Here is a 23,374-nt window from a genome sequence, read left to right as displayed (position 1 = left end):
GTGTCGGATGTATTCGAAACGGGGCGCTGACATTTCAGCGCCGCATACGGAGCAGCGGCCTGGGGTCCCTATGGCCTCCAGGCCGCTGTCCCACTTTCGCGCATCACGAGCGACTCATCATCCGAGTGCGCATCCCTTCTCGATCAGGTGACGTTCAGGTCGATCGACATAAACTGTACCGGTGCGACGGTTTAGTTTAGGGATGTGCGAATGAGCATGATGATGAGTCCGGCACGACGGTGGGGAGCATTGGCCGTGCTGGTGGGGGCGGTGCTCCTGCTGGCGATCGATGGCACGGTGCTCTACTTGGCCGTGCCGTCGCTAACGGCGGAGCTGTCGCCGTCAGCGACTCAGGTGCTGTGGATCGGTGACATCTACTCGCTGGCCTTGGCGGGTCTGCTGGTGACGATGGGGAACCTCGCCGATCGAATCGGGAGGAAGAAGCTGCTCCTGATCGGCGCATCCGCGTTCGGAATCGCTTCCGCGATCGCAGCCTTCGCGCCCACTCCGGAAGTCCTCATCGCCGCCCGGCTGCTACTGGGCGTGGCGGGCGCGACGATCATGCCCTCGACGCTGTCCCTGATCCGGAACATCTTCACCGACCAGGTGGAGCGCACCCGGGCGATCGCGATCTGGTCTTCAGCGTCCGCCAGCGGTATCGCGCTCGGGCCATTGGTCGGCGGAGCCCTGCTGGAGCAGTTCTGGTGGGGGTCGGTATTCCTGATCAACATCCCGGTGATGATCATGGTGCTCGCCGTCGGCATCTGGATTCTTCCGGAGTCGCGGAACCCGAACCCGGGCACGTTCGACTTGCTCTCCAGCGCGTTGTCGATGCTCGCGATCGTGCCGTTCGTGTACACGATCAAACAGATCACCGGCGGGACCTTCGGAGTAAGCGGCATGGTCGCGATCGTGACCTCGATGCTCGGCGGCGTGTTGTTCGTTCGCCGTCAGCGACGCAGTGCCCAGCCGATGATCGACGTGGACCTGTTCCGCAACCCGGCGTTCAGCGGCGCGGTGTCGGTGAACTTCATCTCGGTGTTCGCCCTCAGCGGAGTGCTGTTCTTCTTCTCCCAGTACCTGCAACTCGCCCGAGGACTCACCCCGCTGCAAGCCGGCCTCGCGCAACTCCCGGCCGCCGCCGCAGCGATGTCCGCGGTCGCGGCCGTCGGGTTCCTCCTCACCCGACTCGGACGCGGCCGTGCGATCGGCGTCGCCCTCCTCACCGCAGCTGCAGGTCTCGGGCTCATCGCGGTGCTGGAGAGCAGCGAGAACCTCCTGTGGGTGTTGCTGGCGATCGTCCCGCTGGGATTGGGGATCGGGATCGCGGAGACCCTCAGCGTGGACGCGGTCGTCTCCGCCGTGAAACCCGCGAAAGCGGGAGCTGCTGCCTCGATCTCGGAGACCGCCTACGAGCTCGGCGTCGCTCTGGGTATCGCGATCCTTGGTTCTCTCATCACGGTGTTCTACCGGGGAGGTCTTGATCTGCCGGACGGCGTCGCTCCGGAGGCAGCAACGCACGCCGAAGACTCCCTCGCCTCCGCGGCGACCGTGCTCGATGCCGGGACAGCCGCATGGGAGGCCGCGCAGCACTCGTTCGTATCGGCTATGCAATCAACGACCCTCATCGCCGGCGGCGTCATGGTGCTCGCCGCGGTCGCAGCGTTCAATCTCATCCCGAACATCAAAGACCGCCCCACCGGGCGACCACTGAACTCACCTATCACGACCGAGGAAACATGAGGAGGAGGGCATGATGGCACGCATCGCGGGACGCAGCGCAGAAGACACCAGACAACAGATCCTCGACGCCGCCGCCACCCTGATCAGCACACATGGCACCGCAATCCCTGTCACGGAGATCGCGGACGCCGCCGGAGTATCCAAGGGCGGCCTGCTGTATCACTTCCCGAACAAGGAAGCACTTCTGAAAGGCGTTGCCACCGAGCTCATGCGCCGATTCCGAGCGGAAGTCGAACAGACTGCTACCGCCGAGCCCGAAGACTCCCCCGGGCATCTGGCCCGAGCGTATCTCCGGGTCGGCTTCTCGCACGCGGACGACCCCACCGGGCTCCACGCGTATCTGTCTCTGACGATGCACCTCGCCTTGGAGGGCGGACTGGAAGAGCTCGCTCAACGCGACGCTGCGACCTGGCGTGCTGCGCTCATGGCCGATGGGCTCGATCCCGTGATCGTTCGGATCGTCATAGCAGCGACTGACGGCAGCAACAGTGCCCCCCTGTGGGGCGCCGTCCTCACCGACCACGATCGCGCCACGCTCGAAGCGGACCTCATCGCACTCACGCACCCACCCCACACCCTCACGAGCTCCCCTGCCCCCTAGCCACGAGACGGCGCTCCAGAGGCGGCGGCTTGCGCGGCTCAACTCTTCGGCGTCCAGGCCTTCGCCATCCCATCGCCGACGGACACGCGGGCTGTCGCGCTCGTGATCCCCGCGATTCCGGTCGCGCCCCACCTGGTGTTCCGCAACGACGCGTTTGGGGCACCGCTTCGCACTGGCGCGGACACCCTCTGGATGAAGGAGCGACAACTCGAAGTGGCATATCGTTCACGCCTCGACGGGGCACGCCGCGGGAGGAAGCGCTGCAGCAGCTCTACGACGATATGGCGGCCGCGGCCGGCACCGCCGAGCGTGCCGTGCTGGCAGGCGCTGCACGACCCCGCACGGGACGACCGCGCGTTGAGCCCCGACACGAGATAACTGGCATCGCCCACCAAGCAACCATGGCGGCCCGATGGTGGCTTTCCGGGAGCTCCCCGTACGGTCCCCTCGAGGACGTGAACTTCTGCCAGACCCGGACAACGCTGCACGGGCGCTACCTCCCGCCCGAGAAACCCGGCGACTACCTTAACGATCTATGACGGCGGCTCCGTAGGGTTGTCCTGGCGCGAAGCCGGTCACGAACACGAGCACACCAGCAACTGGTATGAGCCCTATCAGATCCCAACCATCGCGATCGAGGGCTTCGTTGCCTCATTGGGAGCAGGTTGCTCGAACAGTCCCCGGTTTCACTCAGATAGGACCGAGCTACACACAAGGCTCAGCTGTGCGTGGCACCATACAAGGCGCCGTCGCTTTCTGACGTGGGACGCTGGCGGATAGTCTCTCGTTGACGCCCAGACAGTTGAGGCTCAATCAGGCGGTTGATCGGCAATCGGCTCGCGGCCGCCCGGCTCAGAGATTCCACGCGCTATTCGCTGTATTCCCCGTGTCCGTTTCGAACACACCTGACCACTGATCGGCAGGTTCGGAAGGCTCATATCAACCGCTCGCCCCCTTCAGCACTTGTATGACTCGCGTTCCGTAATCGATCGCGGTCGGGTTTCCGAACCCTAATACGGCCGGCTTCCACCCCTTGGTGGTCGTGACGAGAACACGCTCGGCGCCGACACCACCGTTACACCCGGTTGCCCCGGAACATGTGCAGACCGAGGCTCACCTGGTCGCCTCCGGCCTGAACTACTCGATCCTGCGCAACGGCTGGTACAGCGAGAACTACCTACCGACCCTGGACGCTGTTGCCAGACCGGAACACTGCTGACCAACGCCGGTAACGGGCGTGTGGCCAGCGCGTCCCGCGCCGACTACGCCGCCGCAGCCGCCGTCGTCCTCACCACCGAGGACCCGGCCACGATCTACGAGCTCTGCGGCGACGACGCGTGGACACAACAAGAATTGGGCACCGTGCTCACCGAAGTGCTCGGCAGGGATATTAGTGTGCAGAACACCACCGCTGATCAGCACGCGGAGATCCTCCGCACTGCCGGCGTCCCTGAGGGGATCATCACCCTCATCACCGAGATCGACACCGCGATCGCTGCCGGCGACCTCGCCCAGCATCCCGGATCAGCCGGGCAACCACACCCCTCATCGACACCCTCCGGGCCGCGCGGCCACACGTCTAGCCCGAATCAACACGGCATGCATCTCAGTCCTCGAAGGTCCCCATAAACCCTCGAACGTAAACGACGAAGCCGAGGCGAGAAAAACGCTTTCACCTGGGCTTTTCTGTCGGGACGACAGGATGTGAACCTGCGACCCCCTGACCCCCAGGTAGACGGTTCAGCCCAGTTCATTGATTTTTCGGGCCACGGTGCCCCTCAGACGACACCATTTCACGTCAGGAATTGCGACACCATTTCACGTCAGGAATTGCATGGATTGCATGCATCAGGTCCCGGCCAGGTCCCGGCTCTTGGTAGTCGTTCGCGCCTGCGCCAAGGGTTCATGCGGGGTTTATGGAAGCATCCGTTAGTGCGTCTTCTCCCAAGTGAGGTGCGCGGCAGCTTCGGCGCCTAGGCCGACCCGGCCGGGACCTGGGCGCTACGGCGCGGCCGCCGGGCCGGCCCTCTTCCCGGAGCCGACAGTGGCCCCGCGACACGACGCAGGGGCCGACCACGAGGAGGCGATCCGCACGATCCCTCAAGCAGCGAAGCGTCGGCGCCAGTTGTCGACGTGTGCGTGGAACTCGGCCTCGCGGGAGGTGTCGCCCCAGGCGTCGGCGACCATGCTGGCGACAGTCGAGGCGTCGGTGAGGATTTCGATGAGATAGTCGTTGCCGAGCGCGACGGCGTCGCTGATCTTCGGGTCCGCGGTCCCTTGGGCGAAGACGCCCGCCGCGTCCTCGGGTGTGATGACGAGGAGGAGGCGGTAGAGGTCGGCGAAGTCCTTCGGGCGCAGCCGGTCGGCGTTGCGGCGCAGCTCGGTGGGATCGAGCCGGTCGTGGATTTTGTACGCCTTCGCGCACAGCAGCGCGGAGGCGCCGGCGACGTAGGCGTCGACGGTCGGCCCGCCGTCGAACGAGCGGAGCGTACGCCACTGGCGGTCGAGGATGCTGAGCTCGGTGCCGTGTGTCGCGGAGACGGCGTGCTTGCCGTGGGCGCCGATGCGGGCGGCGCGGATGCTGCGGTTCGTGGTGAGGTCGCCGCGGGCGAGCGACATCGGGGCGATGAGGTCGACGCTGTCGCGGTCGTGGATGTCGCGGTCGCGCTGCGAGATCGGTGACCATACGCCGGGGCGCTCAGGACGCGCGGCTTCGAAGCCGAGCTCGGTCATCCGGGCGCTGAGGTTCGGGGCGTCGCTGGGCAGCTTCGGGGTGACGCCGAGGTCGCCGTCGCGGGTTGTGTCGTCCGGAGGGAGCGCCAGGATGCCCTGGGTGACTTCGACGACCGCGTGGCCGCCGAGCACGGTGAGTGCTTCACGCTGGTCGGCGAGACCGGTGATAACGTCGATGAGGGCTCGCCGCGAGGTGATGATCTCGATCTCGAGGTCGTCGAAGTCGCCGGTCATGCGGAGACCGCCAGCAGTGAGCGGAGCGTGTCCTCGGCCTTGTCGGGCTCCCGACCGGAGCCTGCGAATGCGTCGAGCACGCCCTGCGCGCGTGAGACGAACCGGATGCCTCCATCGATTTCAACGCGCGTGAGCTCGTCATCGCCGGGAGCGATCAGTAGGACACCACGCCCTGGCACGGTCTCCTCCAGGCCGAGCCTGGTGACCGCCAGGAATGGGTCGTCGACGTAGATCACCGGGCTTACCGCTGTCGCGGTCGCCCGATCCGGACGGGCGGCAATGAGTCCGGAGACGGCGTAGTCGATGCCTTCCTCGTCCAACCGGCGCGCAAGCGTGCGCCATCCGTTGGGAGCGACGACATGACGGCGGGCGACGTTACGGCGGGCGATCTTGCAGGCGTTGCCCGCAGCGACCGCGACACTCACCGCGTCGTCGGCGTCCGTTCGATCCGACAGCCACCCCGCGCGAGCCCACCGGCCAAGCCACTGGTTGACGACAGAGCTGGCAGCCTGCTGGAACATCTCCATCGTGGGCGCGAGCGCGACCCGGGTGGCTGCTGCCATCTCGTCCGCAAGCGAGCGACTGATATCGCGTGCAGCCGCGTTCATAATCGCTCTCGCGGGAGCAAGAGCGTCCGCCATCGCCGTGGCAGCAGGGGTGAGCAATGATTCCAGCACGGGGCGGGCGGCGGTGATCGCCGTCTGGTCGCCGGCCGAGACCACGGTGTCCCCGTTGATGCGGTATCCGGTTGACTCAAGGATGCGCGAGAGCGTCCCCCACGTCGGGTCCAGTGCGCCCTGTTCGATCCGCCCGATCGTTGAGGGCGAAAGGCCAGCGAGCTGGGCGAGCTCCTTGCGGGTGACGCCGCTGAGCGCGCGCACGCGCTTCACCATCGTTGCCGCGTCCACAGCTTCACCTCCTTCGTTTGCGTATACGCAATCATACCCTGGAGTGCGCCAGTCTAGGTCAGACCGATCACTGAGTTTTCAGGAGGACCGATGACGACGGCAGCACACCCGACCCCGCGACGCATTTGGACGGCGCAGACCGCTACGCGGACCAAGCCTGCCTGGTCGACAGCGCACGCACGAAGTAGCGTAGGCACATGCTCCACCAAAATGGCCCCATCGGACCCGTTCGGAGCAGCCATGGACCATGCGTGGAGTTGGTTCGCCCTGCATGCCGATCAGCGCATCAGGACGATGAACATGTACTTCGTCCTATTTGCGCTGCTTACCGCAGGTTATGGCACTTTCGTCGGACTGAAGAGCTACTGGATCGCCGCCGCCCTCGCAGGAGTCGGAGCTATCGCATCGATAGCGTTTCTTCTTCTCAAAGAACGGAACAGAACACTCGTGAAGTTGGCCGAGCGCCCACTTCGCGAGCTTCAGGCGATGCTTGCCGATACGTGCTCTATACCGATACGGCGCACGGCTGGCGGCGAATGGCAAAGTACTCGTGGGTCTTTCGCGCTGTCACCGTTGCGGGCCTCATCCTGATGACCGCCGGACTCGCGACAGCTCTGCTCGTCGCGGCGACGTGACAGCGCGGTCTGATGGTGTCCACCCTGATCTATGGGGGACACACGGCACCCCTGCGCGCTGGGCCGGGATACGCGACGTACGATTGCGCCACGGCCTGGCTCCCGTCGTGTGGGAACCCGAGATAAGCCGGCGCATGCCACTCTTGCCCACAGTCGAGCGCGGCAACACAGAGGAGGTGCCATGAGGTCCATACGAGTGGGATCGCGCACTCTCATAGCTAGCCCGGTGCTGAGGAGCTACTGGCACGTAGCCGCGGAGCGACAGCGGATCTACCATCGACGACTTGCCGGAATGCGTGGCCCATGGTCGGAGGACGAAATCCTCAGCGCGCACCGCTTCACGAACGCGTATCGCGCGGCCGATCGTGTGTCGCAGGAGCTCATCCGCACCCAATATGACGGGCCGCAGAGCGCCGAAGACGTGCTGTTGAGGACGTTGCTATTCCGCTTCTTCAACAAGCCCGAGACCTGGAACCTGATCGAACAGGCAGTTGGCAGCGTGTCAACGGAGTCCTTCGACGTGCCTGTCATCGACAGCATGTTGGAGCAGGCGTTGTCGCGGGGCGAGCGCATCTACTCACCCGCATACATCATTCCGCCGCCGCCCTTTGGTGCGCGCCGCAAGCATCTCAACCATCTGCGACTCATCGAACACGTGCTGGCCTCCGGCGCGGTAGCGACCCGATGGCTGCTGGGTGATTTCGAACGGCGCCATGCCGCCAGCGTGTCGGAACCATCTCGCGCCGACCGCGGGCGCCACGCCGACACCCCCTGCCGCTTCCCCCGCAAGCAGACCCTTCGCGATCTCGCCCCAAAACGCCGCCTCGACGGGCTTCTGGAACTTCGGATGCCCCGGCGAGCGGAGCATCGGCCGAATCGCCCTGTCCGCGGCCTGCTGACGACGAACCATCTGACACCTCCTGAACGAGGTGTTGCGACGACCAGTTGAAATCGCCTTGGGTCCCTCTATCGGTGTGAAACACGACATTCTCTGGCAGCGTCCCGCGGAGCGTGATCGCCATCTGCAGGGCGTCCTCGACGAGATCGGTGCGCATGTGGTCATCGATAGCCCAGCCGATCACCCGACGTGAGTGGCCATCGATCGCTCCGTCTCGGACAACGCCCCCGCGTCGGCCTCGTGCTGGACCTTGTAAGCCTTGACCCAGTTGCCGAGCGTCTGCTCAACAATGCCGAGCTCCCGTGCCACCGTCGCGACCGGCCGGCCGGTGCTAATCGCCAGCCTCACAGCCTCGTCTTTGTACTCAGGCGTGTATGCCTTGCGCTGGTTTCCCACACTGAACATCCTCCATTAGAGAGTGCCCACCGAACGGGGTCACGGCCGGACTCGTGCAGGCGGGTGAGCAGGGCACGTAGACCTTCTGGGCTCTCGAAACTGCTGCTGGTTGAGCCAGTCGTTCCCGCAGCGATGTTGGTAGCGGGTGAGGTGTGTTCGTCCACGGTGACGCCTCGCAGAAGGGAGGTGCGTCAACGGAACCCAAATCGAGGCGCGCGTCAGCAGGGCGTCGGATAGCTCATCCGGTGCGATAGCTATTGAGGGGTGCGGCGCCGGTGGTGTTTGCGCGTAGGAGGAGTCCTCGGACTTAACCGCGACGGGCTAACTGGTTGGGGTGTCGCGGGTGCGGAAGAACCCCCAGGCGACTCCGATGAGTACGACCGCCCACAGTGTCATGACGATGCCTCCGGGTAGTGGTTCGAGTACGCCGACGCCTGGGTAGGGCATGAGGAGCTGGATACCGGCGAGGTCGGGGAGGTACTTCAGAAGTGGGGTCACGCCAACGAGAGAGATGGTGATGCCGAGGACGAGGGGAACGAGCACGACGAGGGTCACGATGAAGGTGCGGGCGATGATGTTGATGCCTGCGGCGATGAGCGCGATCAGGGCGTAGTTGATTCCGACGCCGACGAGGTTCCAGCCCATCCCGGCCGTGAACTGATCGAGCGGGAGGCCGTGCGCTCCGAGCGCCGCGTGTTTGATGAGCACGGAGGCTCCGATAGCGACCCAGCCGATCGCTGCGCCGAGGCCGGCCACGATGAGAAGTTTTGCGGCGAGCACTCGCCCTCGTTGCGGGGTGGCGATCAAGGTGGTGCGGAGTTGTCCGTCGAGGTATTCGGTACCGGTGATGAGGGCAGCGAGCAGGATCACCAGTGGTTGCCCGAACCCTGCGGTCTCGAAGCCGTGCGATTCGAGGGGGAACTGCGCCCCACGGGCGGGGTCGAAGGCGAGACCGGATGCGAGAGCGAGCGCTGCGGGCACGACGAGCGCTGCGGCAAGGGTTCCTTGGATGCTGCGGAGCGTCAGCGTCTTGGTGAACTCCGCACGCAGAGTATGACGAAAGCCGATACGGGTCATTTGCATCTCCTACAAGTCTCGGCGCGTGAAGGCGACGCCCGCAGCCACCAGGAGAACGATGGCCCATCCTGCTTGCACGAGCGCACCCATTGCGGGATCAAGGAAGGTGCCGGAGGCCGGATCGTTGAACATCGCCGCGCCCGCGGTTGTCGGAAGGAACTTCGCGCCCGGCCAGAAGCCTGCGAGGAAGTCGCCGACGCCGATCACGAGCGGCACGATCAGGATGAGCGGCAGGATCGCAGTGCGGGCGATGGTGCCGACCGCGAAGGCGATCAGCGCGGTCAGTGTCCAGGCGAGGGTGACGCCGCCGAGGTTCGCCCAGATCGCGGGCGTCAAGGCCCACGGGTCGATCCCGGTATTGGCTGCGGCGTGAGTGATGATGATGGTGCCGGTCATGGTGACTAGGGCAATGAGAGCGACGACGAGGGCCAGTAGCACGGCTTTCACGACGAAGACGCGCAGGCGTTTCGGTGTAGCAAGCAGGGTGGTGCGAATCTGTTTGCCGCTCCCGTACTCGCTGCCAGACCAGAGCGCGGCCAGGGCGACGATCAGCACATACCCGAACCCGGCCATCTCGAACCCCTGGTACTCGGGTGGGATGGGTACTAAGGAAAACAGCAGCTCGCTGTCGGCGGGAAGATCAGCGGAGGACGCGGAGTTCGTCCACGCCATTGGCAGTGTGCCGAGCACGGTGACCAACGCGAGAATCCAAGTAGCCTTCGTGGTCAGCAGCTTCGTTGTTTCCGAGCGGATCAGCGCGATCATCGCTGCCCCTCACCGTCACTGCTGTCGGGGTAGTCGGTCGCGGCGCGATACTCCGTGTGTTCATCGGTGAGCGCGAAGAACGCGTCTTCTAGGCTCGCGTGCACGCACTTGACCTCGGCTCTGGTGCCGGAGGCGACGACTCTGCCTTGGGCGATCACCACGAAATCGTCAGCGGTGTCTTCCATCTCACTCATCAGATGACTTGACACGAGCACCGCCTTACCCGCATAGGCGAGCGAGCGCAGAAAACGGCGCATCCACCGGATGCCGTCAGGGTCGAGGCCGTTCGTCGGCTCATCAAGCACCAGAATGTCCGGGTCACCGAGCAGTGCGGTTGCGATTCCGAGCCGCTGTCCCATCCCCAGCGAGAACCCGCCGATTCGTTTCCTCGCTGCGTCCTGCAACCCGGTCAGAGCCAGCACCTCGTCCACCCGCACGGACGGGATCGCGTTCGACTGTGCCACCCAGCGCAGGTGCGCTCTGGCCGTCCGTCCCTTGTTCGCGCCGGGGCCGTCGAGCATCGCCCCCACTTGGAGCAGTGGCCGGTTCAGGGAACGGTAGGGTTTCCCGCCGATCAAGGCGGTTCCGGAGGCGGCCCGGTCGAGGCCGAGAAGGATACGCAGCGTGCTCGACTTGCCTGCGCCGTTCGGCCCGAGAAACCCGGTGACGCGGCCCGTCGTGGCGGTGAAACTGACATCGTCGACGACTGCGCGCGAGCCGTGACGCTTGACGAGATGGCTGACTTCGATCATGTCTTCCAGCCAACCGAGAACCGCGCGCCGCGTCAGTCTGCGAGAGTTGACAATCCCAGGTGCTCAGCCCGAAGACAGTGTGCCGACCAGCCCCGACTCATACGCCACCACGACGAGCTGCGCCCTATCCCGCGCACCGAGCTTCGAGAGGATACGACTGACATAGGTGCGCACCGTGGTCTGGGTGACGAACAACGCAGCAGCGATCTCCGCGTTCGACAAGCCTCGCCCGACCAGTTGCAGGGTCTCTCGTTCCCGCTCTGTGAGGCGACTCACGCCGGAGTCGGCAGTGTGATCGCGTGAGGGACCGGCGAAGCGGTCGATCAGGCGTCGTGTTACCTCCGGGGCGAGCAGCGCCTCCCCGGCGTGGGCGACGCGGATCGCGCGCAGTACCTCGCTCGGCGGGCTGTTCTTGAGCAGGAACCCGGACGCGCCCGCACGCAACGCCTCGAACACATACTCATCCAGGTCGAACATGGTCAACACGATCACCCTGGGCCCTGCCGCTTCCGAGCACAGCGAGCGAGTCGCTTCGAGCCCGCTCATGCGTGGCATCTGCACGTCCATGAGCACCACATCAGGCCGATGCTCGCGCGCCAGATCGATAGCCTCTTCGCCATCAGCGGCCTCTCCGATCACCGACATGCCAGGCTCGTGCTCGACCAAGAGCCGCAGCGAAGAACGAATCACAGCCTCATCGTCGGCGATCAGCACCCGGATCGCGCTCACGCCCGCACTTCGTTCTCGTCCGCGGCTGACACCGGCAGGCGAGCGGTCACCGTGAGGCCCGTCGGCGCTGATTCGACGCTGAGCTCTCCACCCACCAGCGCCACCCGTTCCCGCATCCCGGCCAGGCCATGACCCTCATGTACGCCGTCCGGTACACCGATACCGTCGTCGCTGACGATCACCTCGACCGTTGCATCCCGCACCGTCGCCGAGATGCGGAGCCTCGATGCTTTAGCATGCCGGATCGCGTTCGTGACCGCTTCTTGAACGATTCGATGCACCGTCGTACGAACAACAGCAGGCAGCGCGTCAACGCTCTCCATGCTGTCCAGTTCGACTTCCAGGCCGGAACGCTCCGCCGTGCGCGCAGTGTCGCGAAGAAGACATGTCAAAGGAAGTGACACGGTGCCTGACTCAGATCGGGTGGATCGTTCGCTGTATAGCAACAACTTCAACTCGAGCAACGAACTGCGCGCCTGCGACTCCACCTCCTGCAAGGTAGCCCGCAACTCAGGCTCACTGAGCGCAGTGACGTGCGCTGCCACTCCTGCTTGGACACCGATCGCTCCAAGGGAATGCGAAAGCGCGTCGTGAACATCGCGCGCCAGACGTAGCCGCTCATCCGTGCGAGCACGAGCAGCGGCCTCCAATCGAGCTTGACGCGTGCGCACACCGAGCACCCAAGCAGCAGCCAGAACGATAGCGCTCAGCAGAACGCCCCGCATCCGGTCCTCGAACCCCGCAGCCTCGGGATGGCTCCCCAAGATGAGCGCGGTCACCATGAGCCCCGCCCACGCGATAAGCAGCCACCAGGGGAACCGCCGCGACCCGCGTCGCTCGGCGAAAGTGAGTACGCCAACGCTTACCAAGAGGAACGGATCGACCGTCACACCGAACGACCATCCGACCGCCGTTGCGATTCCAGCCAGGAACACGCCGACGAGGGGAAACCGCCTACTCAGCACCGCGCCGAGCACCGCGACCGCTCCAAGAACAATCTGCCAAGGGCGCAGGTCGGCCGAGACTGCGACGCTAGGCCACATCCCCGCGAAGCCAGTCAGCGAAAAGAACAGCGTTCCCAGGGCGACCAGTCACGTCCGAAGCCGTGAAGAACCAGCAGAACCGGCGCGCAGCTTCCCACGCCCTCCTGAGCCTTCGTTCACGACCTCCACCCTCCCCATCCTAGAATCGCCGCCTCCAACGGCCCTATCCGTCAACGCCCACTACTGCTCCCAGAGCACCTGCGACTGCCCCAAATCCAGCCAAGTCAGTTATGAACGCATGCGACGGATGGTGATCGACGGTCGCGTCCGACAAGAGGCTGAGGTAGAGCTGCACGAGTCCGGGAACGAGCGCGTTGAGCCGCACGTGCAACACGAAGAAGTCCAGCGGCCGCGACGGGTCGGCATCGAATGCGGCAGCCTCCTGGGTGTCATCGTCCCAGCGTTGGATCATGGCTTCGAACAGCCCATCTCTCGAGCCGAAGTAGTAGACGATGTGCGCGGGTTCCACGCCGATCGCCTTGCCGATCGAACGAAGAGACCTGCGCTCGAAGGGCTGTGAAGCGAGTTCCACCGTCGTCGCTTCGAGAATCGACTCGCGACGCAGCACCCCCTTGGCGTAACCGCCCCGCCATCCCATGATCCGAGCGTAGCGAACCCGGCGCCGGCACACAGGACAGCCCGCCGACATGCAAGACTGCTGATGTGGTTTCGGAAAACGCAGCGCCAGGCGAGAGCCACTCGATGACCCATCCGACGATGAGCGATGTGGCAGAGCGCGCAGGTGTCTCCCGCGCGCTGGTCTCGATGGTGATGAGAGACAAGCCGGGTCCGTCGCAGCAGTCACGGGAGCGCATCCTGGCGGCGGCGCGTGAACTCGGTTACCGCCCGAACGCCTCTGCACGGTTACTCCGCCGCAACCGCACGAAACTCATCGGCGCCATCTTCTGGATGGGCAGCCCGTTCCAGGTACGCGTCGTCGAGAGGCTGTTCCGGAAAGCCGCCGAGCTCGGATACGGAATCGCCCTCGGCCCCACGACCCCCGATCGGTCCACGGATGACGTCGTGGCTCAGCTCATCGAAGAGCGGGTCGAGGCACTCGTCGCCTTCAACCTCGAGTCCTTCTCGGGTGAATTCCTCGACGCCAGCACACGGATTCCGACGGTCCTGCTCGGCGAATGGAACGACACGGGCACCAGTGACAATGTGCACATCGACGAGGACGAGGGACTTCGACTGGTCGTCGAACATCTGGTCTCTCTCGGCCACCGCGATATTGTGTACGTCGGCGGGCAGGCCGGCAAAGTCGGACACGATCGCGCGCTCTCCTACCAGCGCGCGATGCAGAAGTTCGGGCTGGCCGGGCAGAGCGAGGTGATTTCCGGCGCATTCTCCGAGGAGGACGGCGCCGCGGCCGCTCGTGAGATTCTGCGCCGAGATCGACGCCCAACGGCGTTGATCTGCGCAGGAGACCTCAGTGCCGTGGGGGCCCTGTCCGTCTTCGCGCGCGCTGGGGTCTCCGTCCCGGGTAGCATCTCCGTCGTCGGTTTCGACGACAGCTACGTCGCCTCACTCTCCTACAACCAGCTCACGACCGTCCATCAGGACGTCGACGCGACCGCAGATGCGACGCTGTCGGCCATCCTGCAGCGACTCGAAGACTTTCAACGACCTCCGTCGAGCATCGCCACGCCCGCAACCCTGGTCGTTCGCGAGACGACGGGCCCGACTCCCGCTCGCTAGATCGAGGCCCGAGCACATCCGCTCGGCCGGGCGCGACCGCACAGCGAAGGTTCCCGCCGACTCCTCGACGGAGTCGGCGGGCACCTCTCGGTCGGTGGTGCGCGCCTACCGGACGCCGCGGATCGGCAGCACGACGAGGGCTCCGATCACCGCGATGACGCCGGCACCCCAGAGCAGCGCCACATAGTTCCCGGTGCCACCGCCGATGCTGAGAAGCAGCAGACCGAGAGCCGGCGCGAGCGACTGCGGCAGCGAGTTCGCGATGTTGATGACGCCCAGGTCCTTGCCGGGCTTGTCCGGGTCCGGGAGCACATCGACGACCAGCGCGGTGTCGACGGCCGTGTAGACCCCGTAGGCGAGACCCATCACCACTTCGGCGATGTAGAACGCGGCGATGTCTCCCGCGAAGGCGAGAAGAACGAGCCCGACGCCGAAGAGCAGCGTGGAGCTGAAGACGAAGATCTTGCGACGGCCCAGGCGATCGGAGAGCCAGCCGGAGACGACACCGGCGACCATCAACGCGATCGTGTAGAACAGGACCCCGTTCGCCACAGCGGACAGCGCGACATCCGCTTCCAGACCGAGATGGTCCTGCATGTAGAGGAAGCGATAGGTGGTGAACAGCATCGACGCGAAGATGATCAGGAATCGCGACCACCAGGCAAGGCCGAAGTCCGGGAACTTGATCGGATTGGTCCAGAACGTGCTGAGGATCCGAGTGAACGAGAACTTCCTCGGCTCGACGTCGGGAAGACGGTCCGGAGTCACGAAGACGTAGATGGCGACGAGTACCACGCCGATCACACCCGGGAGCAGGAACAGCAGGGGCAGGTTGTCGGCGAGGAGAACGGCGCCGTAGATGCCGGCGAGGATCGACACGTTCTGCGCGAGGGCGAAGATGCTCGATCCGCGACCGCGCTGATTCTCGGGGACGTTGTCGGCGAAGCTCGCGATGAGTGCTGCGGATGCCGCGTTGGATGCGAGCTGGCACACCAGCCAGGCGAGGGTCAGCTCGAGAACACTGTTACTGACCACGAGCCACGCGAGTCCGGCCAGCAGGCCGAGGATTCCCGCGAGCAACCACGGCTTGCGGCGACCCCATCGTGTACGGGTGGCATCGCTCAGTGCACCGAACACCGGGTTTCCGATCAGCGCGCCGAGCGCACCGAAGGGAAGCACGGTTCCGACGACGGAAGCCGCGTCGCCCGGATTTATCTCCTGCGCCTTCAGCTGCATGCTGATCATCACCGGCGCGAGGATCGCGATGAAGATTCCGAACTGGGCAAGCCCCAACGCCGTGAAATACAGGCCGCTGCCCCGCTTCACCGGGGTTTCCGTCGTGTACGGATGTGCGGGCAATTCCGTAGTCATGCGACGCCTCCTTGAGTCTGTGTATCGCTCCGAACACCTTTGTTGACGACGGATTAGCACGTGCTAATCTGAGTGATGTCCGCTACTTTATCTCGTGCTAAGTGGAAAGTCCACAACGATGTCGAAACGGAAAGCGCATGCTCCCAGAACATTTCCCCACACCCACGCTGTACCGCGCAGACGCCGGTGAGCCCTCGCTCAGATGGGGCATCGTGGGGCCCGGATGGATCGCGGGAGAGTTCGCGAAGGCTCTCCGGGCGCACACTTCTCAGCGTCTGGTCGCGGTCTCTTCCCGTTCGTCCGAGCGAGGAGGCGAGTTCGCGGCCGCTCACGGCATCGATCGCGTCCACACATCCCTGGACGCCCTCGTGAACGACCCGGAGGTCGACGTCATCTACGTCGCCACCCCGCCGAGCGATCACCTTCGGGTCGGACTCGCCGCGATCGCGGCAGGCAAGCACGTGCTGATCGAGAAGCCGATCGTCGTGAGCGCGGCGGAGGCCCGCCAGCTGACGGATGCTGCCCGGTCGGCGGGAACGCTCGTCATGGAGGGGATGTGGACGCGCTACCTTCCCCAGACCTCGGTGATTCAGCAGCTACTGGCGGACCGCGTCCTCGGCGATATCTCGGCGGTTCTCGCCGACCACGGCCAGTCCATCGCGGCCGGACCGGAACACCGGTTGTTCCGCCCCGAGCTCGGTGGTGGCGCACTGCTCGATCTCGGCATCTACCCCGTGCAGTTCTCGTCGATGGTTCTCGGCGCCCCCACCGAGGTCCTGGCGTCCGGAAGGATGACCGACACCCGGGTCGACGCGTTCTCCACCCTCGTCCTCACGCACGAGGGCGGCGCGCAGTCCACCCTGCACTCGTCGATCGTCGCCCGCACGCCGATGACGGGTGTGATCGCAGGGTCCGAGGCCAGCATCGTACTGGACGGCCCGTTCTACAACCCGACCACCTTCAGCATCGTCGGAGCCGACTACCTCTCCACCCCGATCACCTGGGCCGATCCGACCGGACTCCAGTGGTTCGACGGACTGGCCTGGGAGGCCAATGCGCTGGCTCGCTTCGTCGGCGAAGGACGCGTCGAGTCCCCGGTCCACACACACGAGGAGACCATCTCGATCCTCGCCACCATCGACGAGGCCCGCGCACAGCTCGCGCGGCGCTGACCCTCACACACGACGAAGGGAATGAACGCATGACTGAACTGATCGACACATTGACCCGCCAGGAAGAGGAGCTCGTATTCGAGGCATTCGACCTCGAACAGGCGTGGCTCCTCGGCACCCGCATCACCGAGACGGCACGCCGCGCCGGGCACGCCGTGGGCATCGACATCCAGCGCCCCGGATTCACGCTCTTCCGCTCCGCTCTCCCCGGGGTCACTCCCGACCAGCACGTCTGGCTCTCCCGCAAAGCCAACGTCGTCCTGCGCATGGAGAAGAGCAGCGCGCTGGTCGAGGCTCAGCTGCGGGCTGCGGGCATCGACCCGTTCGCGAGCTGGCTCGGCGAGGACTACGCGGTCACCGGAGGATCGTTCCCGATCCGCGTCCGAGGCGCCGGCGTCGTCGCGGCGGTCTCCGCCTCCGGGCTCGCCTCGATGGAGGATCACGACCTCGTGGTCGAGGGCATCCGCGCGCATCTCGCGGAAGCGGCGAACCGATGAGCGACACCACGGAGACGGAGACGGAGACGACGGAGGTCCCGCAGCGGATCCTGGCGGCGGGCCAGTCTGCACGCATCCGCGTGTGGGAGCGCGACGGAGGCGCCATCCGCACGATCTTCGAGACCACGGATCGCCTCTACGAAGCTCCGAACTGGACCCAGGATGACCGACTTCTCATCAATGGGGATGGCGAGCTGTGGACGCTTCCCACCCGTGGGGGCGAAGCGCCCACGGGTGTCGCCGCATCCGGGCTTCCGGACGTGAACAACGACCACGTGCTCTCCCCCGACGGAGCGACCATCTACGCCTCGGCGAACGACTGGCACATCTGGGCCGTCCCCCTCGCCGGGGGCGCTGCCGCTCGTGTCACCCCGGACGACGGAGGAATGCACTTCCTCCACGGGATCAGTCCCGATGGCCAGCGCCTCGGATACGTGAGGTTGGATCCCGACGGCGAGAACTGGTGGGCATCGGCCACGATCCACACGATCTCGATCGACGGCACGGCCGACCAGGCTGTGACCACGCACCCCGGTCCTGCAGACGGCTGCGAATGGTCGCCGGACGGGCAGTGGATCTACTTCAACACCGAGCAGTTCTCCGAGTTCCCCGGTCACGCGCAGATCGCGCGGATCCGCCCGGACGGCACCGAACTCGAACAGCTCACCTTCGACGAGCGCGTCAACTGGTTCCCGCATCCGGCGCCCTCCGGTGACATCACCGTGTACCTCAGCTATCCGTCCGGCACGACCGGGCATCCGGCAGATCTCCCGGTGGAACTCCGCCTGGTGCGCGGCGACGACTGGTCGCACCCCGAGACCATCGTCGCGCTCGACGGCGGCCAGGGCACCATCAACGTGCCCAGCTGGGCCCCCGATGGGTCGGCCTTCGGTTTCGTCGACTACCCCATCACCACCATCTCCGAGGAGGACGAAGCGTGAGCACCACCCTGCCCCACCGCACCGCCATCAATCCGCTGCCCTGGATTCTGAACGGAGCCGGATATCGCCTCGATCGCGAGGTGCTGGACACGGCGATGACGGCTCTCGCACGCGTCGGATTCACGCACATCACGATCGAGCTCCCGCCGGAGCTCACCGCAGCGGACTACGACGACCTGCTCGCGAGCCACGGCCTGCGAGCAGCACCGGGGTATTTCTCCGCGTCGTTCCACGATCGCTCCCGACACGCGCAGGCGCTCGAAGACATCCGCCGCCACGCCGCGAATCACCTCGCGCTCGGCGTCGACAGCGCGTTCATCGCGAACGACATGGATCCGGGTCGACTCGCGCACCCCGCCGTCGGCCACGAGCCCGACGCGGAGCGCACGCTTATCATCGCCGAAGGCATGGCGAAGGCCGCCGAGGTCGCCGCGGCGGAAGGCGTCCGCTACGGACTGCACCCGCATGTCGGCTCCGCCATCGAGGTCGAGAGCGAGGTCCGCGGAGTGCTCGACGCCACCGCGGGCAGCCCCCTCCTGTTCGGCCCCGACACCGGTCACCTCCGATGGGGCGGCACGCGACCCGACACCATCATCCACGACTACGCGGATCGTGTTCTGAACGTGCATCTGAAGGACGTCGACCAGCTGGCAGCCGACACGGCCCGACTCCGCGGCGATGACTACGCGACCGCCACGGGCGATGCGCACGTCTGGATCGAGCCCGGCCGGGGAGACATCGATTTCAATGCCGTGGTCGCTGCGCTGCCGCGTGACTTCGACGGATGGTTCATCATCGAGGTCGACGTGCCACATCTCCGCGACGCCGAGGAGAGCAGCGCGGAATCGCTGCGCTTCTTGAACTCTCACCCCTACTTCGCCGGAGCGGCATCATGACCGCCACAGAGGCCCTGCGCGTGGGGATCATCGGCACCGGCATGATCGCCACGGCGCACGTCCGCGCCGCGCGCGATACCGGCGCGATCGTCGTCGGCGTGCTCGGTTCCCGACCCGAACGCTCAGCGGAAGCGGCTGAGGCGTGGGCTCTGCCCGCGGCGTGGGCGAGCCTGGACGACCTCATCGAGGCACGACCCGATGTGGTGCATATCTGCACGCCGAACAACACTCACCTCGACCTCGCCAAGGCCGTGACGAACGCGGGGCTGAACATCGTCGTGGAGAAGCCGGTGGCGACCACGGTTGAGGATGCCAGAGACCTCGCTGCCGCCGTCGAACGCGCCGGAACCGTGGCGACGGTCCCCTACGTCTACCGCTACCACCCTCTCGTGCGCGAGATCAGGGCACGGCGAATCGCCGGCGACCTCGGTCGCGTGCTCCTGGTCCACGGTTCCTACCTCCAGGACTGGCTCCTGTCCGCAGAAGCATCGACCTGGCGCATCGACCCGGAAGCGGGGGGCGCCTCACGCGCCTTCGCCGACATCGGTTCGCACTGGGCAGACCTCGCCGAGTTCGTGTCCGGGGAAAGGTTCACGGCGCTCACGGCATCGGCATCGATCGCGCACCCCACGCGCCCGATCGCCTCAGGACCGTCGTTCAGCACCGGCGTCGGGGGCAAGCGGGTGGCGACTCTGACAGAGGACATCGCCGTGGTCACGTTCCGCACGGAGCACGGAGTTCTCGCGAACACCGTGCTCTCCCAGGTGTCCGGTGGGCGCAAGAACCGGCTGTGGCTCGAAGTCGACGGCTCCGAGCAGTCTGCCGTGTTCGATCAGGAACAGCCGGATGCGGTGTGGTTCGGCTCCGAGAACGGGGCGAGCATCGTCCGTCGGGGCGAGGGGGATGTGTCCCCCGATCAGGCGCGTCTCAATCTGACACCGGCGGGGCATCCCCAGGGGTGGCCGGATGCGTTCGCGGCCTTCCTGCGCGACACCTACGCCGCGGTGCGCGGCGAGAAGCCCGAAGGTCTTCCCACCATCGCCGACGGTGTGCGTTCAGTGGAGATCATCGAATCCTTCCTGCACGCGTCACGCTCAGGGTCATGGACCGAGATCGCTCCCGCCGCTGAGGATGCCGAGGTGGCCGCATGAGCGCCGGACGAGCTCCGGTGACGCTTTTCACCGGCCAGTGGGCGGACATGCCGTTCGAGGAGGTCGCGCGTCGCGCATCGGAGTGGGGATACGACGGTCTCGAGATCGCGGCTTCAGGAGACCACCTCGACCTCCGCCGCGCAGACGAGGATGACGCCTACCTGCAGTCACGGCTCGACGTGCTCGATCGGTACGGGCTGAAGGTGTGGGCGATCTCGAACCACCTTGCCGGTCAAGCCGTGTGCGACGATCCGATCGACTTCCGGCACCAGGCGATCCTTCGCGACTACGTCTGGGGCGATGGCGAGGCCGAAGGTGTACGACAGCGCGCCGCCGAGGACATGAAACGTGCCGCGCGGGTCGCTCGCAGACTCGGCGCTGAGACGGTCGTCGGTTTCACCGGATCGAAGATCTGGCCGTACGTGGCGATGTTCCCGCCGGTGCCCGCGAGCGTGATCGACGCCGGCTACGAGGACTTCGCGCACCGATGGAACCCGATCCTCGATGTGTTCGACAGCGAGGGTGTGCGCTTCGCGCACGAGGTGCATCCCTCGGAGATCGCGTACGACTACTGGACCTCGGTGCGCACCCTCGATGCCATCGACTGCCGCGATGCGTTCGGATTCAACTGGGACCCCTCGCACATGGCGTGGCAAGGCATCGACACAGTCGGGTTCATCTCCGACTTCGCCGACCGGATCTACCACGTCGACTGCAAGGACACCCGTATTCGCTCGGCGTCTGGGCGACAGGGGATCCTGGGTTCGCATCTGCCATGGGGAGATCCGCGACGCGGCTGGGACTTCGTCTCCACCGGACACGGCGATATCGCCTGGGAGGACGCATTCCGCGCCCTCTCCGCGATCGGATACACCGGCCCGATCTCGATCGAGTGGGAGGACGCGGGCATGGACCGCCTGCACGGTGCCGCCGAGGCGGTGCAGTACATCCGATCCCTGCTGTGGAAGCTCCCCGAGACGTCGTTCGACGTCGCGTTCAGCAACCAATGAGCGCAGCGATACTCGGAATCGACGTCGGAGGCACCTCGATCAAGGGGGGCCTCGTCGACCTCCGCACCGCCGAGATCGTCGAACGGCATGAGGTCGCGACGCCCGCAGGAGGCCATCCTGCGGGCGTCGCCGCCGCCGTGCACGAGCTCGCCGCGCGGTGCGATCGGCGCGCGGGGGACCCGATCGGCATCTGCCTGCCCGCCGTGGTCGATCGAGGAACCACCCGCACCGCCGCGAACATCGACCACGAGTGGATCGGGCTCGACGCGATCGGTCTCTTCTCAGACGCGTTACGGGCTCCCGTCCGGGTCCTCAACGACGCCGATGCGGCAGGGCTCGCGGAGGTGTCAGCCCTTCCCGCGTCCCACCGCGCCGGCGTGACGATCGCCGTGACTCTCGGCACCGGCGTCGGATCGGTGCTCTTCACCGACGGAGTTCTGACGCCCAACACCGAACTCGGACACCTCACCGTCGACGGACGCCTCGTCGACCAGCACGTCGCCTTCTCCGCGCTCCGCCGGGACGGAATCGAAGTGCCGGAGTGGGCGACGCGCATCAGCAGCTATCTCTCGACGCTGCAGCGTCTGTTCTCCCCGTCCCGCTTCATCATCGGCGGGGGCGGAAGCATCTACTTCGACGAGATCGCCCCGCGCCTGCCCCCGACGATCCGCACCATCCGGGCGGCCTACGGCAACGACGCGCGCATCATCGGGGCGGCCATCTCCGTCACCGGGGACCACGCGGATGGGCGGGGAGGCACACGGACATGAGCCACGCGCCGCACGGCAGCGTGGCCGGATTCACGGATGGCTGCCGGTCGGTCGGCGGGTGCCCCAATCGAGGAACGCGGCAGCTGACGTGCGTCGAAGCCGCCATCCGACACCGATCCGGCTACCAGACCTCGCGCCTCGCGCTCGATCAGCCGCTCCCCCGCCGCATGGGGGTATCGGCGCGGATGCCGCGACGACCGCGCGTGCCCGCACTGGAACCTCGGGAAGGTGACGTGCTCCCAGGCCCGACGGCGCTATGTGGAGCAGTACCGCGCACAACGGCTCAGCGGCGTGGGCAAGCCCGTGGACCACGGCACTGCGCGCGGCGCGCTCGCCGGTTGCACGGACGAGTCCCAGTGCCCGCGTGGCGAGAACGGCCTGACGTGCATAGAGGCGCGGCGGCGGTCGCGCGTCGACCATGCCCGCCGAAGAGGCGTAAGCCCGCGGATCGAGCCGGTCGATGCGACGCCGCTTCTCCCGATCGTCCGGGAGTTCCGCGCTCAGGGGTGGTCGCTGCACCAGCTAGCTCGCGCCGTCGGCTGTGGAGCGGAAACGATGCGTCGCCTGGTCGCGGCGGCCACCGATCGACCGGATCATCGCTTTCGCGTTCTTCCGCGGATCTCGAGGCGCTCCAGGAGCTGGCGCAGCGAGCGGCTCTGCGGTCGGACGCGGGGCCGTAGCCGCGATCAGACGGTTCCTCGCGAGGCGCCGACTGCCTTCGATGCGTCGGGATCAGACACGTGCGTGCGGAGCGAGGCGATCGCACCGGCGATCATCGTGGAGGGATTCAACGAGGGATCGCTCAGCGCCTGCAATTGCAGCCCGTCGGCCAACGCGATCAGCTTCTGCGCTTCGATCGTGACGTCGATATCGTCACGCAGCTTCCCTGTCGACATCTCGTATTCGAGACCGCGGGTGAGAAGTTCGCACACGGCACGAAACCGCTGTCGAAAGTAGTCGTGGGCGGCGTGATCGGGGTGAACCGCCTCCGCGGCGAAGATCAGATAGAGGTGCACGATGCCGGGGATCGCCAGGTTCGATCCGACCGCCTCGACGTAGCGATCGAGAATCTCGCCGGGCTCGATCAGCATGATCCCCGGGTTGCCCTGATCCCACCGCTCGAGCACCTTCTGCAGTAGCTCTTCACGGCTGTCGAAGTAGTACAGGATGTGCGCGGGTTCGATACCGAGGTCCCGGGCGATGTACCTCAGCGAGAGATTCCGGTATCCGTCGTCCGCGAGAATTCGTGTCGTCGCCGCCAGAATCTCTTCGCGGCGAGCGGCACCTTTCGCGTATTTTCCCTGCCTGGCCATGCGAGGACTCTATCTCCCGAGGGGCGCAGGCTCGGGAA

23 protein-coding genes and 2 pseudogenes are annotated in these 23,374 nt (G+C 65.9%); 13 read left to right on the top strand and 12 right to left on the bottom strand.

The window, feature by feature from the left end:
* Positions 1-210: 210 nt before the first annotated feature.
* From FB560_RS05975 to FB560_RS05965, 3 genes are all read left to right on the top strand, one after another.
* Complete coding sequence (locus FB560_RS05975; RefSeq protein ID WP_141871518.1) at positions 211-1,743, top strand: MFS transporter; 1,533 nt, start codon at positions 211-213, stop codon at positions 1,741-1,743.
* A 10-nt stretch (positions 1,744-1,753) separates the two neighbouring features.
* Positions 1,754-2,344 (top strand): TetR/AcrR family transcriptional regulator, encoded by a 591-nt coding sequence (locus FB560_RS05970; protein ID WP_211349950.1) that lies wholly within the window; start codon positions 1,754-1,756, stop codon positions 2,342-2,344.
* Between the two features lie 1,239 nt (positions 2,345-3,583).
* Complete coding sequence (locus FB560_RS05965) at positions 3,584-3,973, top strand: Rossmann-fold NAD(P)-binding domain-containing protein (RefSeq protein WP_141871517.1); 390 nt, start codon at positions 3,584-3,586, stop codon at positions 3,971-3,973.
* Between the two features lie 471 nt (positions 3,974-4,444).
* Here FB560_RS05965 and FB560_RS05960 read toward each other — a convergent pair whose 3' ends face one another.
* Complete coding sequence (locus FB560_RS05960; RefSeq protein WP_141871516.1) at positions 4,445-5,311, bottom strand: hypothetical protein; 867 nt, start codon at positions 5,309-5,311, stop codon at positions 4,445-4,447.
* The gene (locus FB560_RS05955) at positions 5,308-6,219 is read right to left on the bottom strand and encodes a helix-turn-helix domain-containing protein (protein ID WP_141871515.1); all 912 of its coding nucleotides are present in this window, start codon (positions 6,217-6,219) and stop codon (positions 5,308-5,310) included. The genes FB560_RS05960 and FB560_RS05955 overlap by 4 nt, the downstream gene beginning before the upstream one ends.
* 240 nt (positions 6,220-6,459) lie before the next feature.
* On the opposite strand from FB560_RS05955, the gene FB560_RS05950 reads away from it, so the two are divergent.
* Positions 6,460-6,810, top strand: a complete 351-nt coding sequence (locus tag FB560_RS05950) for a RipA family octameric membrane protein (protein WP_141871514.1) — start codon at positions 6,460-6,462, stop codon at positions 6,808-6,810.
* 75 nt (positions 6,811-6,885) lie between these two features.
* Positions 6,886-7,464: pseudogene (locus FB560_RS21165) on the top strand (nucleotide kinase domain-containing protein); the annotation flags it as partial.
* Here the strand turns inward: FB560_RS21165 and FB560_RS21225 are convergent.
* From FB560_RS21225 to FB560_RS05905, 8 genes and pseudogenes are all read right to left on the bottom strand, one after another.
* A pseudogene (locus tag FB560_RS21225) lies at positions 7,453-7,764 on the bottom strand (IS30 family transposase); the annotation flags it as partial. The pseudogenes FB560_RS21165 and FB560_RS21225 overlap by 12 nt on opposite strands.
* Before the next feature lie 168 nt (positions 7,765-7,932).
* Entirely contained in the window at positions 7,933-8,148 is a 216-nt protein-coding gene (locus FB560_RS05935; RefSeq protein ID WP_170198070.1) for a transposase, read from the bottom strand.
* Positions 8,149-8,469: 321 nt separating this feature from the next.
* Positions 8,470-9,225: an ABC transporter permease gene (locus tag FB560_RS05930; protein WP_170198069.1), complete on the bottom strand. Its 756-nt coding sequence runs from the start codon at positions 9,223-9,225 to the stop codon at positions 8,470-8,472.
* A 9-nt stretch (positions 9,226-9,234) separates the two neighbouring features.
* On the bottom strand, positions 9,235-9,990 hold the full coding sequence (locus FB560_RS05925) for an ABC transporter permease (protein WP_141871511.1): 756 nt from the start codon (positions 9,988-9,990) through the stop codon (positions 9,235-9,237).
* Entirely contained in the window at positions 9,987-10,742 is a 756-nt protein-coding gene (locus FB560_RS05920; RefSeq protein WP_141871510.1) for an ABC transporter ATP-binding protein, read from the bottom strand. Before FB560_RS05920 ends, FB560_RS05925 begins: the two co-directional genes overlap by 4 nt.
* Positions 10,743-10,805: 63 nt before the next feature.
* Positions 10,806-11,471 (bottom strand): response regulator transcription factor, encoded by a 666-nt coding sequence (locus FB560_RS05915; RefSeq protein WP_141871509.1) that lies wholly within the window; start codon positions 11,469-11,471, stop codon positions 10,806-10,808.
* Entirely contained in the window at positions 11,468-12,448 is a 981-nt protein-coding gene (locus FB560_RS05910) for a sensor histidine kinase (protein WP_170198068.1), read from the bottom strand. Before FB560_RS05910 ends, FB560_RS05915 begins: the two co-directional genes overlap by 4 nt.
* 229 nt (positions 12,449-12,677) lie before the next feature.
* The gene (locus tag FB560_RS05905; protein ID WP_170198067.1) at positions 12,678-13,112 is read right to left on the bottom strand and encodes a TetR/AcrR family transcriptional regulator; all 435 of its coding nucleotides are present in this window, start codon (positions 13,110-13,112) and stop codon (positions 12,678-12,680) included.
* Positions 13,113-13,231: 119 nt separating this feature from the next.
* Between FB560_RS05905 and FB560_RS05900 the strand changes: the two genes are divergently transcribed.
* A complete protein-coding gene (locus FB560_RS05900; RefSeq protein ID WP_141871506.1) occupies positions 13,232-14,215 on the top strand; it encodes a LacI family DNA-binding transcriptional regulator in 984 nt (327 codons plus the stop codon).
* Between the two features lie 105 nt (positions 14,216-14,320).
* On the opposite strand, the gene FB560_RS05895 is transcribed toward FB560_RS05900, so the two are convergent.
* On the bottom strand, positions 14,321-15,586 hold the full coding sequence (locus FB560_RS05895) for an MFS transporter (protein WP_141871505.1): 1,266 nt from the start codon (positions 15,584-15,586) through the stop codon (positions 14,321-14,323).
* A gap of 137 nt (positions 15,587-15,723) precedes the next feature.
* Here FB560_RS05895 and FB560_RS05890 point away from each other — a divergent pair, with 137 nt between their 5' ends.
* The 7 genes from FB560_RS05890 to FB560_RS05860 are packed head-to-tail and all read left to right on the top strand — an operon-like array spanning position 15,724 to position 22,023.
* Complete coding sequence (locus FB560_RS05890; RefSeq protein WP_141871504.1) at positions 15,724-16,758, top strand: Gfo/Idh/MocA family protein; 1,035 nt, start codon at positions 15,724-15,726, stop codon at positions 16,756-16,758.
* Positions 16,759-16,787: 29 nt separating this feature from the next.
* A complete protein-coding gene (locus FB560_RS05885) occupies positions 16,788-17,255 on the top strand; it encodes a heme-degrading domain-containing protein (RefSeq protein ID WP_141871503.1) in 468 nt (155 codons plus the stop codon).
* Positions 17,252-18,196: a TolB family protein gene (locus tag FB560_RS05880; RefSeq protein WP_141871502.1), complete on the top strand. Its 945-nt coding sequence runs from the start codon at positions 17,252-17,254 to the stop codon at positions 18,194-18,196. Before FB560_RS05885 ends, FB560_RS05880 begins: the two co-directional genes overlap by 4 nt.
* Complete coding sequence (locus FB560_RS05875; protein WP_211349949.1) at positions 18,193-19,092, top strand: sugar phosphate isomerase/epimerase family protein; 900 nt, start codon at positions 18,193-18,195, stop codon at positions 19,090-19,092. Before FB560_RS05880 ends, FB560_RS05875 begins: the two co-directional genes overlap by 4 nt.
* On the top strand, positions 19,089-20,243 hold the full coding sequence (locus tag FB560_RS05870) for a Gfo/Idh/MocA family protein (protein ID WP_141871501.1): 1,155 nt from the start codon (positions 19,089-19,091) through the stop codon (positions 20,241-20,243). The genes FB560_RS05875 and FB560_RS05870 overlap by 4 nt, the downstream gene beginning before the upstream one ends.
* Positions 20,240-21,253: a sugar phosphate isomerase/epimerase family protein gene (locus FB560_RS05865; protein ID WP_170198066.1), complete on the top strand. Its 1,014-nt coding sequence runs from the start codon at positions 20,240-20,242 to the stop codon at positions 21,251-21,253. The genes FB560_RS05870 and FB560_RS05865 overlap by 4 nt, the downstream gene beginning before the upstream one ends.
* A complete protein-coding gene (locus tag FB560_RS05860; protein ID WP_141871500.1) occupies positions 21,250-22,023 on the top strand; it encodes an ROK family protein in 774 nt (257 codons plus the stop codon). Before FB560_RS05865 ends, FB560_RS05860 begins: the two co-directional genes overlap by 4 nt.
* A 686-nt stretch (positions 22,024-22,709) precedes the next feature.
* Here the strand turns inward: FB560_RS05860 and FB560_RS05855 are convergent.
* On the bottom strand, positions 22,710-23,336 hold the full coding sequence (locus FB560_RS05855) for a TetR/AcrR family transcriptional regulator (RefSeq protein ID WP_141871499.1): 627 nt from the start codon (positions 23,334-23,336) through the stop codon (positions 22,710-22,712).
* Positions 23,337-23,374 lie beyond the last annotated feature (38 nt).

Origin of the sequence: Microbacterium saperdae (assembly GCF_006716345.1) — a bacterium.
Taxonomy (GTDB): domain Bacteria; phylum Actinomycetota; class Actinomycetes; order Actinomycetales; family Microbacteriaceae; genus Microbacterium; species Microbacterium saperdae.
The sequence above is the reverse complement of the archived record's forward strand: the minus strand, read 5'-3'. Positions and strand labels throughout refer to the sequence as shown.

Bases quoted from the DNA above. Each gene is read 5' to 3' on its own strand.
- FB560_RS05865 (WP_170198066.1), top strand. From the start codon at position 20,240: ATGAGCGCCGGACGAGCTCCGGTGACGCTTTTCACCGGCCAGTGGGCG.
- FB560_RS05890 (WP_141871504.1), top strand. From the start codon at position 15,724: ATGCTCCCAGAACATTTCCCCACACCCACGCTGTACCGCGCAGACGCC.
- FB560_RS05870 (WP_141871501.1), top strand. From the start codon at position 19,089: ATGACCGCCACAGAGGCCCTGCGCGTGGGGATCATCGGCACCGGCATG.
- FB560_RS05920 (WP_141871510.1), bottom strand. From the start codon at position 10,742: ATGATCGAAGTCAGCCATCTCGTCAAGCGTCACGGCTCGCGCGCAGTC.
- FB560_RS05930 (WP_170198069.1), bottom strand. From the start codon at position 9,225: ATGACCCGTATCGGCTTTCGTCATACTCTGCGTGCGGAGTTCACCAAG.
- FB560_RS05970 (WP_211349950.1), top strand. From the start codon at position 1,754: ATGATGGCACGCATCGCGGGACGCAGCGCAGAAGACACCAGACAACAG.
- FB560_RS05885 (WP_141871503.1), top strand. From the start codon at position 16,788: ATGACTGAACTGATCGACACATTGACCCGCCAGGAAGAGGAGCTCGTA.
- FB560_RS05960 (WP_141871516.1), bottom strand. From the start codon at position 5,311: ATGACCGGCGACTTCGACGACCTCGAGATCGAGATCATCACCTCGCGG.
- FB560_RS05950 (WP_141871514.1), top strand. From the start codon at position 6,460: ATGGACCATGCGTGGAGTTGGTTCGCCCTGCATGCCGATCAGCGCATC.
- FB560_RS05880 (WP_141871502.1), top strand. From the start codon at position 17,252: ATGAGCGACACCACGGAGACGGAGACGGAGACGACGGAGGTCCCGCAG.
- FB560_RS05925 (WP_141871511.1), bottom strand. From the start codon at position 9,990: ATGATCGCGCTGATCCGCTCGGAAACAACGAAGCTGCTGACCACGAAG.
- FB560_RS05860 (WP_141871500.1), top strand. From the start codon at position 21,250: ATGAGCGCAGCGATACTCGGAATCGACGTCGGAGGCACCTCGATCAAG.
- FB560_RS05905 (WP_170198067.1), bottom strand. From the start codon at position 13,112: ATGGGATGGCGGGGCGGTTACGCCAAGGGGGTGCTGCGTCGCGAGTCG.
- FB560_RS05975 (WP_141871518.1), top strand. From the start codon at position 211: ATGAGCATGATGATGAGTCCGGCACGACGGTGGGGAGCATTGGCCGTG.
- FB560_RS05895 (WP_141871505.1), bottom strand. From the start codon at position 15,586: ATGACTACGGAATTGCCCGCACATCCGTACACGACGGAAACCCCGGTG.
- FB560_RS05855 (WP_141871499.1), bottom strand. From the start codon at position 23,336: ATGGCCAGGCAGGGAAAATACGCGAAAGGTGCCGCTCGCCGCGAAGAG.
- FB560_RS05900 (WP_141871506.1), top strand. From the start codon at position 13,232: ATGAGCGATGTGGCAGAGCGCGCAGGTGTCTCCCGCGCGCTGGTCTCG.